The sequence below is a fragment of the Bacteroides sp. MSB163 genome (genome assembly GCF_036416795.1).
GTDB lineage: Bacteria > Bacteroidota > Bacteroidia > Bacteroidales > Bacteroidaceae > Bacteroides > Bacteroides maternus.
Genome location: NZ_CP143867.1, coordinates 2,895,666 through 2,914,376, shown reverse-complemented (window position 1 = coordinate 2,914,376; position 18,711 = coordinate 2,895,666). Strand labels below are relative to the sequence as shown.

Annotated in this window: 10 protein-coding genes and 1 pseudogene; 2 read left to right on the top strand and 9 right to left on the bottom strand. The window is 41.7% G+C overall.

The window, feature by feature from the left end:
* Nucleotides 1-18 precede the first annotated feature (18 nt).
* The 5 genes from VYM24_RS10675 to VYM24_RS10655 all read right to left on the bottom strand — a co-directional run bounded on the left by VYM24_RS10675 (nucleotide 19) and on the right by VYM24_RS10655 (nucleotide 13,680).
* The gene (locus VYM24_RS10675; protein ID WP_291554204.1) at nucleotides 19-1,089 is read right to left on the bottom strand and encodes a DUF1573 domain-containing protein; all 1,071 of its coding nucleotides are present in this window, start codon (nucleotides 1,087-1,089) and stop codon (nucleotides 19-21) included.
* A gap of 71 nt (nucleotides 1,090-1,160) precedes the next feature.
* Entirely contained in the window at nucleotides 1,161-6,953 is a 5,793-nt protein-coding gene (locus tag VYM24_RS10670; protein WP_330942112.1) for an alpha-2-macroglobulin family protein, read from the bottom strand.
* A 727-nt stretch (nucleotides 6,954-7,680) separates the two neighbouring features.
* Nucleotides 7,681-10,608, bottom strand: a complete 2,928-nt coding sequence (locus tag VYM24_RS10665) for a collagen-like domain-containing protein (protein WP_330942111.1) — start codon at nucleotides 10,606-10,608, stop codon at nucleotides 7,681-7,683.
* A 444-nt stretch (nucleotides 10,609-11,052) separates the two neighbouring features.
* The gene (locus tag VYM24_RS10660; protein ID WP_291554198.1) at nucleotides 11,053-12,000 is read right to left on the bottom strand and encodes a tyrosine-type recombinase/integrase; all 948 of its coding nucleotides are present in this window, start codon (nucleotides 11,998-12,000) and stop codon (nucleotides 11,053-11,055) included.
* Nucleotides 12,001-12,222: 222 nt separating this feature from the next.
* Entirely contained in the window at nucleotides 12,223-13,680 is a 1,458-nt protein-coding gene (locus VYM24_RS10655) for an aminoacyl-histidine dipeptidase (protein WP_291554196.1), read from the bottom strand.
* Between the two features lie 436 nt (nucleotides 13,681-14,116).
* On the opposite strand from VYM24_RS10655, the gene VYM24_RS10650 reads away from it, so the two are divergent.
* Together VYM24_RS10650 and VYM24_RS10645 are read left to right on the top strand one after the other, a co-directional pair.
* Nucleotides 14,117-14,527, top strand: coding sequence for a hypothetical protein (locus VYM24_RS10650; protein ID WP_330942301.1), 411 nt, complete (start codon nucleotides 14,117-14,119; stop codon nucleotides 14,525-14,527).
* Between the two features lie 32 nt (nucleotides 14,528-14,559).
* Nucleotides 14,560-14,802: a hypothetical protein gene (locus VYM24_RS10645; RefSeq protein WP_291554211.1), complete on the top strand. Its 243-nt coding sequence runs from the start codon at nucleotides 14,560-14,562 to the stop codon at nucleotides 14,800-14,802.
* 538 nt (nucleotides 14,803-15,340) lie between these two features.
* Here VYM24_RS10645 and VYM24_RS10640 read toward each other — a convergent pair.
* The 4 genes and pseudogenes from VYM24_RS10640 to VYM24_RS10625 form a co-directional block, all read right to left on the bottom strand.
* Nucleotides 15,341-15,811: pseudogene (locus VYM24_RS10640) on the bottom strand (ATP-binding protein); the annotation flags it as partial.
* Between the two features lie 300 nt (nucleotides 15,812-16,111).
* Nucleotides 16,112-16,294, bottom strand: coding sequence for a PD-(D/E)XK nuclease domain-containing protein (locus VYM24_RS10635; RefSeq protein WP_330942109.1), 183 nt, complete (start codon nucleotides 16,292-16,294; stop codon nucleotides 16,112-16,114).
* 177 nt (nucleotides 16,295-16,471) lie between these two features.
* On the bottom strand, nucleotides 16,472-17,368 hold the full coding sequence (locus tag VYM24_RS10630) for an Rpn family recombination-promoting nuclease/putative transposase (RefSeq protein WP_330942108.1): 897 nt from the start codon (nucleotides 17,366-17,368) through the stop codon (nucleotides 16,472-16,474).
* A gap of 268 nt (nucleotides 17,369-17,636) precedes the next feature.
* A complete protein-coding gene (locus tag VYM24_RS10625) occupies nucleotides 17,637-18,629 on the bottom strand; it encodes a lysylphosphatidylglycerol synthase transmembrane domain-containing protein (RefSeq protein WP_330942107.1) in 993 nt (330 codons plus the stop codon).
* Nucleotides 18,630-18,711 lie beyond the last annotated feature (82 nt).

The window sequence follows — 18,711 nt, the reverse complement described above, 5'->3', positions numbered from 1 at the left end:
TTATGAAATCATAAATCTTTAACTCGCTTTGATATTCATCTCAACCTTAGGCTGCATCGGATCATTCGTAATCATCAGAATGCGCAGGTGGCGTTTCTTCTTGGCGATATTCCTCTTATCTATCGTCACACGTAAGCGGGTGGTTTCGCCCGGCTGCAATACGCTCTTCTTCAGACTTACTCCTAAAGCTGGATTGAATACCTGCAATTTACTGATTTGCAACGGAGAGCCTCCGGTATTGGTGATCTGTATATCATGTTTCACCTTATTCTTCTTAGCCAGTTGTGCGCTCAAGTCTATATCTGTCTCCGAAAGACGGATTACCGGAGCATTCGCCTTGTCCATATCGGTCATACCGGAGAAATCAGGCAGGAGAATGGCAGAAAGAGGTATCTCGTTTTCATCACTCACCTTGTCACCTGTAAAGCGTGACAGGTAAACTGATGCCTGTGTCAGTCCCAGGTCTGTCAGTTTCTCTGTGTTGAGAGTTAATGTGATAAGCCCTTTCTCACCTTTCTGAAGTACGTTCGGTTCCACTTTCATATCCAGATAGGAAGGCAGATGCATCAATACCGGTTCATACGAACGATCCGACAGATTCACTACGCCAATCCGTATGACAGGCTTTTCGCCACGGTGAGTATCAGGGAAATCAATCTCATTTTTGTCAATGCGTATCTGTCCGATAAGATAAGGATAGGTTTTCGTAAAGTCTTTTATCTCGCGCACCACCTCACCTGTAAAGTGCAGGTAAGCCAGATTGGGCTGCGCATTGGAATAAACAGCTATGGACTTATCAAAATGTCCCAATGCCTTAGCATCAAAATCGACAACGATCTTCCCCTTCTCACCGGGAGCAATGGGAGTTTGTGTCCACTGGGCTACGGAACAGGCACAGGAAGGGTCTACATCTGTAAGCACCAGAGGTTTATCACCCGTATTGGTAATGACATACTGCACGCTAACGGGGTGCTTCCATTCGATCTGTCCGAAGTTGTGAGTTTCTTTATTGGATGAAAAACGCGGTTGCGCCGTAGCGGTAAGTGCTACGGCGGCAAGCGCATATATACATATCAAGGTTCGTTTCATTCGTTTTCATTTTAGGATGCACAAAAGTAGGTGTTTTAAATGAGAGTTCCTAAAAGCAAGTTTTAAAATTTCTACTCCACCTCGACCTTCACTGACGCTGAATGAGCTGCATACTCGGGAGCGTAGGCACATTGAATGGTTGCCAGCCCGGCTTCGTACTGCCCGCTACGGGCAATGCGATAACTGTATTCCAACACATACACACCTTTGTTCAGACTATCGAAGAAGAAATTAGTGGAAGCATCTTCTATCTCCACATAATAACCTATTCCACCGTTCCAGCGATAACCGGAAAGTGAATTCATCGGCTCAAAGCAGGCACCACGCTGATCTTTCAGTTGAACGAAATCCATGGCACGGTCCAGACGTATCGTCAGACGGGAAACCACTTTATCACCTACCGCCAGTTGCGTGGAAGCGGTGATGGGTTGCAATTCTTTCTTTCCACCTGTCAAAGTACGCTCTACATAGAGTTTCTTTTCTACAGCCAGCTCACCACCTTGCTGTTTTACATCGGAAACAGGTGACAGATATTGTGCATAGACTGCCCCCCAGGCAATGCCCGCATCCCTCTTTTCCACAGTAATGGACTTGGCGCGCAATTCAGGACTACCTGCTGCAAAGCTTTCCTTGATATATCCCAATCCGGGAACTGTGGTCTTGGCAGGTGAGAATGTTTCCAGCACTTTATTACCAAGAACAATGCGTACATCACCACGTGATGCCAACAAGTCACTCCCCTGGCAAAGCAATGCATAAATAGCGTCTGCCGTTGCAACAGGTGAGTTCCAGCTTGTAGTTTGTTTCTGCTTCAGTAACCAGAGTTTCATTTCTTCCACCAATGCATCATTGCCTCCTGCCATCCTCAGGGCTTCCATTACCTCCACATGAACGGAAATAGGTTGTGCTCCCCAAAGGAAAGGTCTTTCATAGAAAGCAAAGTATGCACCCCGTTCATCAGTTTGCACCAGATGCTCTTTAATGGAAGCGATAAATTCGTCAGCCTCAGCCGTGCGACCCGCCTTTTGCAGAATGATAGCTGACTGCGCCTTAACTCCCATTGCATTCGAACTTAGATTCTTGCCGACCATGGAGAGGAAGTAGTGATAAGCGTCTTCATTGACCGAAGGCACCTTCTCACCGGAGATAGCTATCAGATAGAGATACGTCATTGCCGGATATGAAAGATTATTGATCTTCGTCCCGTTTTTCTCCGCTTTACGGATATTCTGATATTCCTGCAATGCCTGGCTATGCAAATAGTTGAAAGCCCTTCGCTGCATGGAAAGGGCATCAGCGGAGTTCTTTTGTCCGGTAAGCAACGGCAAGCGGACAAGAAGTTCGGTGATGTATCCCGTCATACTGCGACTACCCGGCATACCTTTGTACCAACTCCAGGCACCATCGGCATTTTGCAATTCCTGTAGTTTAATAAGGGTGGTCATATTATTGTTCGACAGATTATTGAGATCGAACAAAGTAGCGATACGCGCTTGCTGTTCGGCTTCTGTAGTAGCTTCCAGCAACCACGGGCTCTCTTCGAGAAGGATATTCTTCACCTCCTGATTCTTCTGTAACTGGCTGAGGAAGTTTTCTTTCTTACCGCCTTGCATGCGCCAACTGTCGAACACGGCTTTAATGCGCGGCTGGCTGTTGGCAATGTAAGAAGCAAGGAAATTGGCATAATAAGCGGCTGCCCATGCTGTAGCATTATCTGTACGGGGCTGACTCAATACGGGCAATGCCTGTACGGCATACCAGGCAGGATTACCTGTAAATTCTACTGTCAGTCGGCGGTCGGTGGCCGTGCGACTGTTGTAATTGAACAGGCTGTCCAAAGAGAAAGTACGGGTTTCTTCACCACGTATCGGCATGGCAAGGGTCTCGGTAATGTATTCCTTATTGCTCAATACGGGCAACAAGTGTTGTTCTCCATCACTGAATGTGCCACCGTCAGCAATCATACGTACACCCAACATATCCTGTTTATCCGTCACTGTGAAACGGAAGCTTACAGGAACTGTCTTCCCGGCTTCTACCGTGAAAGCTTGGCGCCCGGTAGAAATCACTTTATCCGTCATCGGGTCAAAGAGAATAAATTTCGCAGTTCCCTTCAAAGATTTACCTGTCAGGTTGGTAATGGTTGCAGCAATGCTGGTCTTATCCCCTACCCGTACAAAACGCGGCATATTGGGAGACAGCATGAAGTCCTTCGCCGTAACAGCAGAAGCATCCAACTGACCGGTCAACATTCCCTTTGTATGGGAATATCCGCGGAAATTCCAACGCGTCAGACTTTGCGGCATCGTAAAGGAGAAGGAAATCTCACCCTGTTCATTGGTGCGCAGTTGCGGATAGAAGAACGCCGTTTCAGCGAAGTTTGTACGGAGTTCGGAGGTATTACCAAGTTCCGCATCGTCAGCTGTCTGTCCGGTTTCCTGCGACATTTCTTCTTCAAACGCCAGACCAGCCGCTTTTCCGGCCAGCATATTTGTCTGATCAGCAGAAGCATTATCTGCCATAGCCATCGATTTAGTTCGCGGACTTGCCATTCCCCGTATCTGTACGCTTCCTACCACATCCGCTTTCTTTACAGCATGATATCCGACTATCATTGCTTCATTTATCCCTTCTTCCGAATAAAAGGTATCGTAAATAAATACCGGGACTTTCCATTCCTTCATTGGGAAATGACAAGAATAGAAGGCTCCACCTACATATCCATAAGACCAATATATCTGAGAATTAAAACGGGGATAGTTCACATTAAAATTCTGACGATTGGGATACAGCTTATCCAAAGAAGCATCATACATGGTAGCAAGCATCTCAGCATCAGCCGGTGTACCTTGTGGTGTCTTTATCGTCAGACGCCACTCTTCTTCTTGTCCGGGACGCAACTTATCACGGAACACATCCCACTTCATCGTCAATGTTTTATCCGGTATACGCTTTTGTAAGTCGACCTTTTCAGAATAGAATTCACCCCCCTTGACAAAAGCAAACAGGTACTCTATCCCGTCTCCATACTCCTCTTTATAAGGAACATCAAAACGAACAATAGAGTCGGATAATTGAAGCACCGTACTACTCAAACGCTTTTTACCGCTGAATACATCCAGCATGACATAAGCATCCTTATAAGAAGTCCCCAAACAGAATTGGGCAGGGTGTCCGGCACCAAACTCCGTATTGCGTGCATAGAACCAGACAGGCGATTCTACAGGAGGGCGATTGTCATCATAAGAAAAGAGTACAATATTTTGCTTGTAATCAACATCCCTACCCTGATCGTCCTTCGCAGCTAATTGTAGTTCGTAAGCACCTGAAGGTAAATTCTTCCATTCCGGCAACAATACTTCCACATTCGAGGTAAAGTGTCCGCTGAAACGGACTTCCGGTTTTCCATCTACAGTTTGTACCAGACGATAATCACCCTTCACTGCAACAGGTTGCATATTCAGGTTTCGCGCCACGAATGTCAGACGAATACTATCATCCTTACAAATACGCTCTTCCGTTTCGACAGACAAAACAAGCGAACGGTTGCCTGCTGACAGCGTAGTCACACTGCTTTGTGTTTCACCGGCCTGATTGGTTACAGAGGCTTCTATCTGATAGGTATAAAAACCGGCATTCTCCCCTTTCACACCTTGCAGGCGGACAGGAATAGAAAACATTCCGTCATCCCCTATCGTCACAGTGCCGGAAGCCAGTGAAGTGGAACTCTGCCCATAAGATCTCCACCACGAAAACAGACTACGGGTTACGGTATAGCTCAGCTCCAATCCTTGCAAAGGCACACCATTAAAGGAACTCGCCGTACCTTTCACCTGTACGCTGTCTCCCACTTGATAGGAATCCTTCTGAGGATCAAAAACTATATCGAATGTAGGACGCTTGTATTCTTCCACTTGTACAAATGCCCGGCCATCAGTTTCCTCAACTTCAATCGTGTAAGATCCATTCAGGCAGGCAGCAGGCAGTATAAACTCTGTAGTAAACGAACCAAATTCATTGGTACGGACTTTTTTCTCTCCAATATCATTGCCATTCACATCCGACAGTTCCACCGTATAAGTTGCATTGGGAAGAACCTTGGCGGTATCTCCCTCTTGGGCATAAGCTATACCTTTTATATAGATAGTCTGTCCCGGACGATATATAGAACGGTCCGTCAAAATCTTCACTTCATCAAACTCTTCATTTGTGTTATTCCAGACTCCATTAGAGCTATTATAAATACGCTGCAATAGCATTGCCGTATCAGTACCTTTCGCAACACTCAATGCACGGAATTGCTTATTCCACGGCATTACCACCTTGCCCGAAGCATCTGTAGTTTTCCGCTCCAGCACCTCATTGTTCTTTGTTCCGTAACTGGAATAGAAAGTAATCTGAGCATCTGCAATAGGCTTTCCAGTCTCAGCATCCAAAGCCACAATCTCAAAATCTTTATTCGATAAAGGCAAAGTCAACACCTTGAAGCGAGTAAGATAGAGATAGTTTTCAGAAGTTTTGCCTTTCTTGTCATCAGGTACAATCTGCATAACATAAACACCTGGTTCGCCGGGCATCTGCATACTATACGTACTATCTGCCGACTGGTAATTATCCGGACGCAACAAAGAGAAGTGTTCAGTCTTCACTTTACGGGCATATTTTTTATAAAAAGAGGAATTGATCTGTGGCATATCTGTTTCCTCTTTCAATAAAGTAGTATGAAACAGGTTCACTGTAAATCCATCCAGATTACGATGGGTCACTCTCAACTTTAAAGAGTCACCGGGGTAAGTAGCCTTGCTTGCAGACATATTCAATTGCGGTTGCAATATGCTTTCTTTCAGTTCACGCAATGCGGATATGCGTTTGTAGTCAGGGTAAAGAGTAATAGCCTCATCACAGGCTTGCAATGCTTCCGGATATTTACGCATATTGCGGTAATAACGAGCTTTAGCCAGATATGCTTCTGCGCATACATCACGTTTACTATAGTCTTTAATGATACGGTCTAATGCACGTAGATATTGGTTCGGCGCTTCGCTCTCAGCTTCTTTTACTGCACGAGGACGAAGCAAAGCATCTCCTTCACGGTTACGCCAGGCCATATAATCCAGCATAGTCAGTACGGCAGCATCTTCCCGATCAGGCATCTTCCGATAGGTATTTATCATCTGCCCATAAATACCCATAATGTCTTTCTTCACCAAAGAATCCGTATCAAACCACGAGACTTTCTGTAAAGCATCAATAGCACGTGATGCCAGCAAATGATACATTTCATGATGGTAGTATTCACTTGCATCTCCTAAAATCACAAAAGGAATATAAGTACGCGAAGATGTCTTCAATAACTCGGTAGAATCTTTCAGGGCTTCACCGGTATATTTCATTACCTGGTTCACAAACAAATTGGCACTCCACTCGCGAATATCCGCCGGTAGAGCCGTCTCTCCCAGATTAAGCGAAGTGCGTTGTTGCAATTCCCACCGGTTATTATCGGCATAATCGGCATAGATACTCGCCACCAGTGAATTCAGCACTGCACGGCTGACCGGATTCTGCTCACGCAACGCCCATTGTTCCAATCCTTTCAGATTGACATAGAAACTATCGGGCGTCAGTATATTCTGATATGTATTCCGGCACATATAGGCTTTAAGCATCTGCGGGGTATTCTTTTCGCGTTCCCCCTTCCGGAATATCTCATCCGTCAGTTTAATCACAGTTTGCGGCAAACTCTTTTCTTGTGCTTGCTCCACTTGCTTCCACAACTTATCAAACGACTGCGCATGCAGCACAGGCACACAGCCCCAAAACGCTGCCAGCAGCACCAAACTACAAATTCTTTGAATTCTTTCCATGGATACTATTCTGTTAGTCTTTGTACTAACAACAAAGAAAGGGAATAAAGTTTAAACAAAAGCTGTTTTTTATATAAAAAAGCTTTCAAAGGGATATAAAAAAAGCGAGAAATACGTTTTCAGGACGTACTTCTCGCTTCATAAAGTCTAGTTCAAATGCTTTTTTACTTCTTCAGGGTATAACCCATCATCAACATCTCATTCCGACCTACTTCGGCGAGAATGTTTCTCCATGTTTTAAAAATCTTTTTTTTCATAACCTTAAAAATTAAACTAATACCTAAAAATCAAATACACACTCATAAAAAGGGGTTTAATAAATTGTAGAGTAACCCCAAACGTGCTTATCAGCTTCGCTGATGTGCTTAAAAATTTTCTTTAACATTTTCATTTTGTTATCCTCCTTAAAAATCTTGTTATCCTATTAAAATCATGTTTTATAACACAAAAATAATACCTTTGTTCGAAACTTCGAGCGATATATTATAGAAAAGCATGTTTTATAACACATTTCTTGATCTACATCAAAAATAAGAAGATTAGACAAGTAGAAAACAAGTAAGAATGGCAGGAAATGAAACGAATGACAAGGCAGGAGACAAGATGGCAGAAAAAGAGTGAGGCCGTTTCCCACTGGAAACAGCCTCACACAACAACATTTTACTTTTCACGATGGTGAAAAAAAGGACTAGTCTTCACAGAGTAGTTGTATCAATTAACAGGTTTATTAATTCTTTCCTTTAATCGTAACAGGAATCTTGCATTCTACAACAGAAACATTATCAAATGTAACTGTAGCTTTTACAGACAATTTATAAGTCTTTTGCAACTCAGCACCCTTATTATTCCAAGAAACCTGACCTGTAGTATGATCAATCGTCAAATCTCCATAAGGATCCAATGCCGTCCAAGCAGCGTCTTTTACGAAGTCATAAACAATAGTCGGCTCTGCTACTTTTAATGCTTTACCAGCCTCAGTGAATTCTAATTTCTTAGTAGTAGCATTCCAACAATAAGCTTTCTGAGCAGTACCAACAATAGTCTTAACACATACTGATGGAGCAGTTTCACCTGTAACACCACCAATCTTATTACCATCCATTGTTACCGTTGCAGCATCACCCGGTTCAAACGGATTTTCGAATATGATCCAATAGTTATAATTACACCACTCACCGTTGACTAACTGCGTCTTATAAGTCATGTTATATGCTTCATAAGTCTTTGTCAATTCATGATCTAATGCCACAGTCTCATCTGTAGAGAATGAATACAAAGGAGTTACACCTTTAGTATTAGCTGCAAATTTAAATTCAAGACTCGCAATATTACCCTTCGTCTTATAATAATCAAAGATATTATCTTTATTCGACATGATTTCAAAATGTTCACTTACAGCTAATGCCAATTGCCAGTTACCATTAATCAGCTGTCCTTTCGTTACGATACAATCCTTCAAGTTAGGATTATTATCGTAGTTTTGAACATAATATGGTTCTGCATACTTAAAGATTGCACAATCTTCTTTCACATAAACTTTTTGCGTAAGGACGATATCGCCTCTTGTCTTGATGTCATCAGACTTGATAGTAAGAGTAACAATATATTCGGCACCCCAACCATTTACATCCATATAGTGATTTTCTGTATTGATTCCATTGTTTACACCAATCTTGATGTTAGAAGTTTGCGTATCACCTTGATTCAACAGAACTTGGAAATCAAAACCTGCCCCGCTATAAGCATACACATCACCCATCAGACCATTGCCGGTAATAACAACAATCTCACGACCAGAATTCTGCTCTTTCGTCGTCACTTTCACCTCATACGCATTAGTGTTACCACCATAGTAGTTCCAGAAAGTTTGTGAAGTCAAGCCAGTTTTACCATAAAGAACATTATTAACAGCTCTCCAATCCATTTCTCCAGCTGTAGTACTCATAGTACCAGATTTCAGAGCATGATATTCATACTGCTTAGTAGAACTGATATCTGCTGTAATAGGATCCGCATCTTCACCCGGTCCAGGATTATTCGCTGTAATAGACAGCTTAATATAAGAAGAAGCAACCATTTTTTTAGTACCTGCATTAGATGTCATGTAAGCATCCACACGTACGACCGGAGTTTTTCCGATAGCCGGTGTCAAACCATTTTCCAAGTTTGTTGCATTAACTTTAACAACGCCATCATTCAACTCAACGTACCACTGTTGATTTGTCTTCTGCGTATCATTTGATTTATATTCGGTAGGAAGGCTGAATTCATAGCTCATGCCATAGAAACCAAGTTCAGCCAAGAATTTCTTTTTGTCTGAAGAGTAAAGACCTACATAGTCTTTCAAATCAATATCACCATCATATTTGAATGAAAGATTAGCATCTGCACTCAGAGCAACGAATTCCTTAACAAAAGCATCATTTTCCGTAGCACCCTTGGTAGTCTTATTACGAGGATAAAATTCTGTCAGAGTTCCACCTTTCGTAGCCATACTGTCTACCAACAATGCATTGATAGCAGTTGATTTTACATGAATATAGTCAGAAGTCACAGCATTCTGTCCTACCCATACCTGCATAGCTGCAATATCTTTTTTGCTGCTGCTTTGCTTTGATGCATTAATAGTAGCATTCATTGCAGCAACTCCATTAGCAAATGTCGGTTCACCAGTTATATTCAGCAAATTAGTCAAATCACCAGCAACCGCACGTGTAGAAACGCCACGATTTACAAAACCGGCAATCGCACCTTTTACGTAAGCATCATCAGGATTCAAACGATAAAGCATAGCTACAACATTAGATTTATCCCAGTTGGTTTGAGCCACCAGTACCTTTGTAGTTGCATTATATTTAGTCTCATCCAAGTAAGTAGTCAAATGATAGAACGGATTAGTTGTAGTAGGATAAGCAACTTCTGAACTCATTACTTCAGGAATGAATGCTACAGATCCTAATTGTTTTCCTACATAGATAACGACTGTTTGTGCATCACCATCTACTCCAGATAAAGTCAGTGTATTACCACTCAATATGGCACTAACTCCGGCAGCTTTCCAGCTAATTTTAGTAGCTTCAACCAATTTACCATCCTGGTAAATATCAAAGCATCCGGTTTCTATGTTAGGATAATAGTATTTACCGTCTTTGCCGTTAATACCATCTTTACCATCTTCGCCATCCTTACCGTCTTCACCATCAACGCCATCTTTGCCGTCTTCACCGTCAACGCCGTCTTTACCATCTTCGCCATCTTTACCGTTTACACCGTCAACGCCGATAGCTTTATATTCTGTTTTTACGCCATCTTCGTACCAATAACCATCAGCACCAATAGTCCATGCCACAGCATTCTTACCGTCAACACCGTCTTTACCATCTGTTCCATTTGCGCCATCTTTACCATTGGTCAATTTGTAAGACTTTCCATCACTCAACACAATAGTAATTCCATCATTCGTGCTGTTTACAGATGTAATAACGGATCCCGACTTTATCAACGCTTGCAATTCGCCTAATGTCACATTGGTTGCATCAATCTGCTTCTGCAAACCGTCAATGTCATCATCGTAATCCTTACAAGACGTAAATGTCCCCGCAGAGCCAACCATTAAAGCCCCGAACAGGATTGCACTTAGAAATTTTTTGTTCATAATAAAAAACTTTAAATTTATAAATTTAAAAAAATAAAGAATAATAATAGTCTAATCAATAATCCTCATCTCATTATATACCGTTACTTTATAGGTAACGGCATTGTTGAATAAAAAGAAAAAAGCATGAAAAGACTCCAGGAAAAGTCTTTTATTAGTCAAATAATATGTCGAAACATGGGAGAGATTACCTATCAAACTAATTTGTAAGAAAAGAGTACATAGAATAGAGTGAGAAAGAGGAACATTTGATAAAACCCACTAAAGAAAAACACGATATTTCACTGATAGGCAACAGCATACACGCAATGCATAAGCTATAAGAAAGGAAATAGGAAAAACAACCGGAGAAAATATCCCAGGAAATTAGCTGATTATTTGTATTTCTAGAACAGTCAAATATCAGCGTTTTATAATGAAACTCTATAAAATCCGCCCCAATCTTTAGAAGACAGCAGCATACCCTTTCACAAAAGAGATAACTTCTTGATTGGCTTGATCTATCCTTTGATTTTGAAAAGGCTTCAAATAAGTTTCCGTAACCTTGATAGATGAATGTCCCATCGCTTCTGATATGATGCCCGGATGTATTTCACAATGATAAGCCATTGTCGCCCACGTATGGCGAATAGTATACGTACTTAGATGAGCATGACTTCCCATCCATTTCTTCAACACAGACAATTTATAATTGAAAGCCCTCAATGCCGATTGATATTCATGATAGGCCGTTTCTGTGCCTTCAGGACTGGATAGGAAAGAGAATAGGTAAGGAGAATTCTTATCTGTATTAGCTACCATTCGAATCAATCTCATAGCCTCAGGGGTCAACGCCACCGTCAATGATCGACCGGTTTTCCGACGACGGTATTTCAGAATATTATCCTGGATATCCGCTTTACGCAAATACACCAGATCAACAAATGGGATTCCCCGCAGCAAAAACATAAGCGCAAATAGTATCTTTGTTTTTTGCACGTCTAAAGGTAAAGTACCATTAATAGGAACTTTCTCTGTTTCATAAAGTAAATTTCCAATATCAGTAGCATCTAAAGATCTTCTCTGATCAGCACATACACTTGTATGTACGTGCCTGAAAAGCCTTGGTATGTACAAGGCATAACCATTATCTACTGCACGGTTATAAACCGCCCGGAGCACCTTCATATAAGTAGATACCGTATTCCAACTACATCTTCGCTGGCGCAAATAAATTTCGAAACGTTTCAATAGGTTCGGATTCAATTTGCAGAACGGTATATCCTTATTATTATTAAATGCAGAGAAAGAATTCCGTGCGCTCCGGTATACATGTGCAGTGCCCCACTGACCATTGGCACGAAGTTCCAGAATAGTAGAGGATAGCATCTCCAATAATAATTTTTGTTTCATAATTGAATGTTTTTTGAATACAATTACTCTTTTTTTTAAGAATTATAGAAAAAAGAACAGCTTTATTTGCACATTTATGGAAAAACACTTATGTTTGCACCATATTTTGTGCCGTTACCTATAAAGTAACGGCATTTTTTTTAATAAAAATATCAAATAAAAAAAGCGGGGAGAATGTTCTAAAAAACATTCTCCCCGCTTTTAAAATCTATAGATATTTCTCTACTTTTCAGGTGTTTGTTCCAGCGTTGCTACCAGAAAATCGTAGAATTTAGAAACTGTAGGTATTAATGCACGTTCATCCGGTGAATGCGGAGAACGCAGTGTAGGTCCGAAAGAAATCATATCCAATCCCGGACAATTAGCACCAATAATACCACATTCCAAACCTGCATGGATTACTTTTACAGCAGGTTCTACTCCAAACTGTTGTTTATACGACAGCTTCATAGCATGCAAAATCGGAGAATCCACATTAGGCTGCCAGCCGGAATATCCTCCACTTAGTTCTACCTTCATACCTGCCATGGCAAAACAAGCCGTCAAACTGTCTGCCAGGAATTCTTTCATCGTATCGCAAGAACTGCGTGCCAGAATACGTACTTCCGCCTTACCACCACCAATGATAACAATTGCCAGATTAGATGAAGTTTCCACGGTATCGGGCACTGTAGGAATCATGCGCATCACGCCATCCTGACAAGCCATCAGCACATTAATCATATTATCCTGAATTTCAGCCGGTACAATAGCTGCAGGAAGTTCAACCGGCTCTATCGTCAAAGTAATGCCACTTTCAATTGGAGCATATTCCGCATTGATTTGCGCCTCATATTCTTTAATATAGTCTTCCAGCCCTTCCGTATCTTCCGGATTGAACACCAATACAGCACACGCTTCACGAGGAATGGCATTACGCATATTTCCACCTTCGAAACTTGCCAGCTGAGAATCAAATTCAATCAGCACATCGTGTGCCACGCGAGCCAAAAGTTTATTGGCATTACCACGCCCCTGATTTATTTCCAGACCGGAATGTCCGCCACGCAAACCTTTCAAGGTAATCTTACGGGCCACAGAATCAGCAGCGGGCGCTTCTTCCTTATATTCCAGTGTAGCCGTCAGGTCAATACCTCCGGCACAACCGATATAAAGTTCACCTTCATCTTCCGAGTCAAGATTCAGCAAAATTTCCCCCTTCAGTGTCCCCGGTTTCAAACCGAAAGCACCATACATACCTGTTTCTTCATCCTTCGTAATCAAAGCCTCCAGCGGACCGTGCTTCAAGCTATTATCTTCCAGCACTGCCATGATAGCAGCAACACCCAGACCATTATCAGCCCCCAGCGTTGTACCTTTAGCTTTTACCCAATCGCCATCGACATAGGTTTCAATAGGATCTTTTGTAAAATCGTGAACAGTATCATTGTTCTTCTGAGGCACCATGTCCATGTGTGCCTGAAGAATGACGCCTTTGCGGTTTTCCATACCCGGAGTAGCTGCCTTACGAATGATAACATTGCCTATTTCATCAACAAATGATTCTAAGCCCAAGCCTTTTCCAAAGTTTACAAGGAACTCTGTTATTTTCTCCATGTGTCCGGACGGACGGGGAATTTGAGTCAGCGAATAAAAATGCTTCCACACATTCTGTGGAGCTAATTGCAAAATTGTACTCATAACGTTTAAAAGTTAGTTTTCGCAAATATACATTTTTATTCTTAAACCATGCAATAAATACTGTACGAATTAAATCTATCAAACACGGCTTTTTCATTTAAGAAATATTGTTCATCACTTGTTGTTGTAGTAAAAATCCTTATATTCGTGCGCAGCGATGCGGAGGCACCGCCTTGGGTGTTTCTTCTTATCGTTCATTTTTATTTTTTATAGGCGGAATTCAATAAGATATGATGTTGATATTGTCTTCCGCCTTTGTTTTTGCTATCGCAAAAACACGATTGATTTCTCTAATATACATTTTTTTTGCGCATAATTCCGCTAAAAAAGAAACACCTTGTCTGTCTTCGTGGCAGCATTATGACTCATTTGAGAAAATTTGTATCCTCAGTCCCTGAATCCCGCAGAACAAGCAGGGGAAACTTCAAACACAAACTTGAAGACATACTCATGTGTCATATTGGGGAGGCTCAGCAAGTGTATTACCGAAACTGAAATACTTCAATTTGGCAAACGTCACTTGAAACGCCTGCAGGCGAAAGGGCTATTTCCGTATGGTTTACCGTCAAAAGCTACGCTTTGCCGTGTGTTTCAAAGCATAGACGATGAAAATATGGCTGATCGAATATCTGCTTTTGCAGACGTTTTCCGCAAGGAAATATCCTCTTGGGCAACTGACATTATTGGTATTGATGGCAAGGCCATGCGAGGTACCTTGTACGACAACGGACGTAACCCTGATATCGTCTCTTCATCCTCACTTGGTTCGGGCTTTACTTTGGCTATTGATATTTGCAAGGAGAAAAGTAATGAAATCAAATCCGTGCCCGGTTATTGGACAAACTAGACGTGTCAGGATGTATAGTCACCGCAGATGCCATGTCATTCCAAAAGGTAATAATAGATAAGATTAGAGATAAAGAAGCAGACTTCGTGATCGAACTCAAGGCGAATCAAAGATCTTTGCGCTATGGGCTTGAAGCCTCTATAAAGTCCGCCACCCCGACTGATGTCTACAAGGAAGGTCCATACTTGGAACACGGCAGGATTAAGTCAAGGATATGCCGTATATACCGTGGGAAAGAACTTATTGTCGACAAGGAAAATGGAATGGCAATTTGACAGTTATAGAAAAACTCACATCTACGCAGAAAAAGTTTAATGGCAGGACTACATCTGAACAGCGACTGTACATTTCAAGCCTGGATAGCCGTGCGGAGCGGCTTAGTTAGATAACCAGACAGCATTGGGCTATTGAAAGCATGCATTGGGATCTTGACCACAACCTCCGGCAGGACAGCATAAAGCGTAAGGCTGAACGGGCAGCTAGGAACCTGGACACAATCCAAAGGATGGTGTTGGCACTGATTGCCGTTTGGAAGAACAGAAGGAAAAAAAGATCAGATAAGCGAAAGGGTACGGCTGAGATAACAAGGGAGCTACCGGTAAGCTTCACTAATGTGTTACATTTTCTGGCTCAAAAATGAGGAAAATTTAGATTTGATATATTCGTAAATTATTGATCATCAATAATAGAATTAGCACCCATGCCGCATTGGCATGGATAGGGAGATTGTATCCCTAAATCAAAGTTTAAATGAAAAAGCCGTGTCGAAGCGAGGTTTTATTTCAATGTAAATAGCTATATATCATAGTCATTTCATTTTGCAAGTAAACCAAGAAATAACTGACCACATTCTGTTAGTCGGAACTTCTGAGCAGGATGGTTAAGCTTCTCAGGGATAATTCTTTCAATCAGGTTGTTAGCAATCAGCTTTTGAATAATTTTATTTAATTGTCCCGATACTTTCTTTTGTCCCAATGCAAGGGATATATCTTGCCTTGATAAAGCATTACTTACTATACAACGCAATACTTCCGAATACAATGTCGTCTTTTGCAACTCTTGCTGTACATCCTTTATCCGCTCTGCGTTCAGCATATAATCCAGCCTCACAAACTGTACCTGAAACGACAAGCCCACCTCTCTCCAACGAAGTTCGATGTTTAGGTATTCCTTCATTTCATCGGCAATCAACTTCAAGCCGTTGCCCCATTGGTCGATGATACCAAGACGTTTGAAAACAGGGGCTATTACTTTGTTGCGTACATCGCTCTGACGGCTTTCCATAAGACCCGGACGAGATAAAAGCAATATTAAAACTGTCAGATTACGGACGTTTGGGAAATGAAGTCTGGAAAATAATACATAACACCAAGTGGAGTATGGTAAACAACAATGGGAAATACGTTATTGGAGCGCTGAACAAAACACGAAAACAAGGGTAAAAGCCCGGAAATCAAGTGCGAAAAGCAAGCACTGATTATCAGCCTCTTACAAGAAGTTAACTTCCTGTCGACAAGGAGTTAACTTCTTGTTGACAAACTCCTAACTTTTTGTCGACAAGGCATTGCATCCTTGTAATTTAATTCAATTTATCCCAACTTTCACCACCGGAAGACCACACTGTGCAAAACGTTCAGGATAATTTTTAAGGTCAATCTGCCGCATGGCGACACCAGCACTCTCGTCAAGTTTCAACCCTACAACATAGAGAGTCGCTAAAGTATGCATCACTATATCCACATAACCGCAGGAAGTATGTACTTCCATATCACTGCGAGATAAAGCAAGGGAGTAATGAATCTAATAATTGAGACATGGGGAGGAAATTTCAAAAAAAAAATCATTCCAATATGCCAAAGTACGAAAGCTAGTTTAACATGTTGGAATGATTAAAATAGGGGGCGATGCTTAACTTTTAAGCATCAATGTGCAATATGTGTGATATTACAAGAGTTCTATTTCTTTTATAGACAATCCGGTACACTGAGAAATTAGATCGAAAGAAACACCTTGTTTTTTCATATTAAGGGCTATGAGATGTCGCTCTTTTGTCATCCCTTCCGCTAATCCTTCAGCCTTCCCTTCAGCCTTCCCTGCGGCCATTCCTGCAGCCATTCCTGCAGCTATTCCTCTGCGTTCCGCACTATTATACAGCGTTTTTTCCACACTGATAATATCCCAGAATTTTTCATAACCGGCCAATTGCGCATCTGTAAAAGCTGATACTTCCAAGGCATCAACAGCTTTTTTTACTTCGGGATTGGCCATTAGTTCTTCCGGCACTTCACGGGTCTCATCATTGATTTCAGTCAGGTATCGTAACCAAAGCACCTGCATCCTCTTTTCAGAATACGAATGCGGGGTGAATTTGGGTAGCTCTACAAAAATCAGTTGGAGGCCATCAATCACTTTATCAGAGTTTTCCACATGAATCATTTGATAATGATGATAATACCCTTCCAGTTCCGGTTCAAATATCTCATTTACCAGATTCAATGAATACACGGGTTGTAGCAACTCATACTCTTCGCCAACACTCATCTGGCGGACATAGACCTTAGAAGCATTGAACAACACACGTTGTTTAAACTCCGGTGACCAAATCATCTGCATTCCCACAATGAACTGTCTGCCCTGCTTGTCCTTGCAACGGACGTCAACAATACTGTTCTTACGTAACGGATTTTCGGGAACCATCTCCGAAGGGAGATATTCAATATCAGCTATTTCCTGATCGGCAGTCAGTGGCAGCAAGGCGTTCAGGAGACTCATCACCAAATCGGGATGTTCGCCAAAGACCCGCTTAAAGGTCAAGTCTGCTTTAGGATTCAAATATTTCATAATTCATCTAATTTTAAATGCAAATATATACTTTATACATTATAATATCCCTATAATGAGGACTTTTAATGCCTAACAAAGATACGCATTTATCATCAAGAATACCAGCAAAGTATTATAAAAATCGTTCCAACATGTCAAAAAACGAAAGCTTTGCAAATCCGCCGGGACAGATGCTTTTCGTGCAGAATTTGCAGGTAAAGAAGAAGCATTATCTTTGTTTTCAAGTTACTTTGAAAATAAGCCAAAGAAAACTGTAGCAATAAGTTCATAAATTCTGCCTCGTACGGTTCATCAGCGAAAGATGCAGCCATCCATAAAGTCCCAGCACAATAACCAACAATGTCTGTATGCCATGTACTATCAGGGCAAAAACTCCCGTATCGGTAGCATTGACACCGTATAGCATCATCATTGTAATGACAGCGAAATGCCACGATCCCGCCCCATTAGGAGTGGGGACAATCACAGCAAAAGTTCCGCCCACAAACATCACCAGACCTGCCAGAAAACTGAGATGTTCAGTAAAAGCGAAGCAATAAAAAGTTATATAAAAGTGATAAAAGTAACATATCCATATCAACACCGTGTAAAGGAGGAAAAGCGGTATATTCTTCACACTCTTCAATGACATCACACCTTCCCATACATTCAGCACCACTCCTTTCACTTTCTCGAAGAAAGAAAGCATACGCAGAAGAAAATAGAGTAATACTAATACACCAATGATACTAAAAAGAACAACATAAAACCAGGGAGATGTCACCAGATGCACCAGCGAGGGGACTTTCGTACCTGTCTCTTCAAAAAAACGAAGGAAGACAGGCATCTGCATCAGAAAAGTAATCCCGGTAATCAAAAGAATAGTCAATGTATCTATCAAGCGTTCCGTTACCACTGTTCCAAGCGATTTGGCAAAAGAAATATCGTCATATTTGGCAAGCACACCGCAACGGGAAACTTCGCCTACACGGGGTAAAACAAGATTAGCGGCATAAGAAACAAAGATAGCATCCACACAATCGCTCGTCTTTGGATAAGCTCCGAGCGGAGCAAGCGTCTGTTTCCAACGCCAACCACGGAAAACATGGCTCATCACACCAAAAAACAACGAAAACAGCATCCATCCCCAATTCGTTCCATGCAGAAGTACCTCCTTGGCGCATGCAAAATCAAAATCTCGATACACCCAATAAAGAATAAAACCGCCCAAAGCGACCGGTAAAAGGATCTTCAGTGTCTTTTTTAATAGTTTATTCATGCAGAATTCGTTATTCTTCGTCGAAAAGGATTACCTTTGTGGGCTGCAAATACAGCACTTTCCCAAAAGGAGGGTCTCCGTT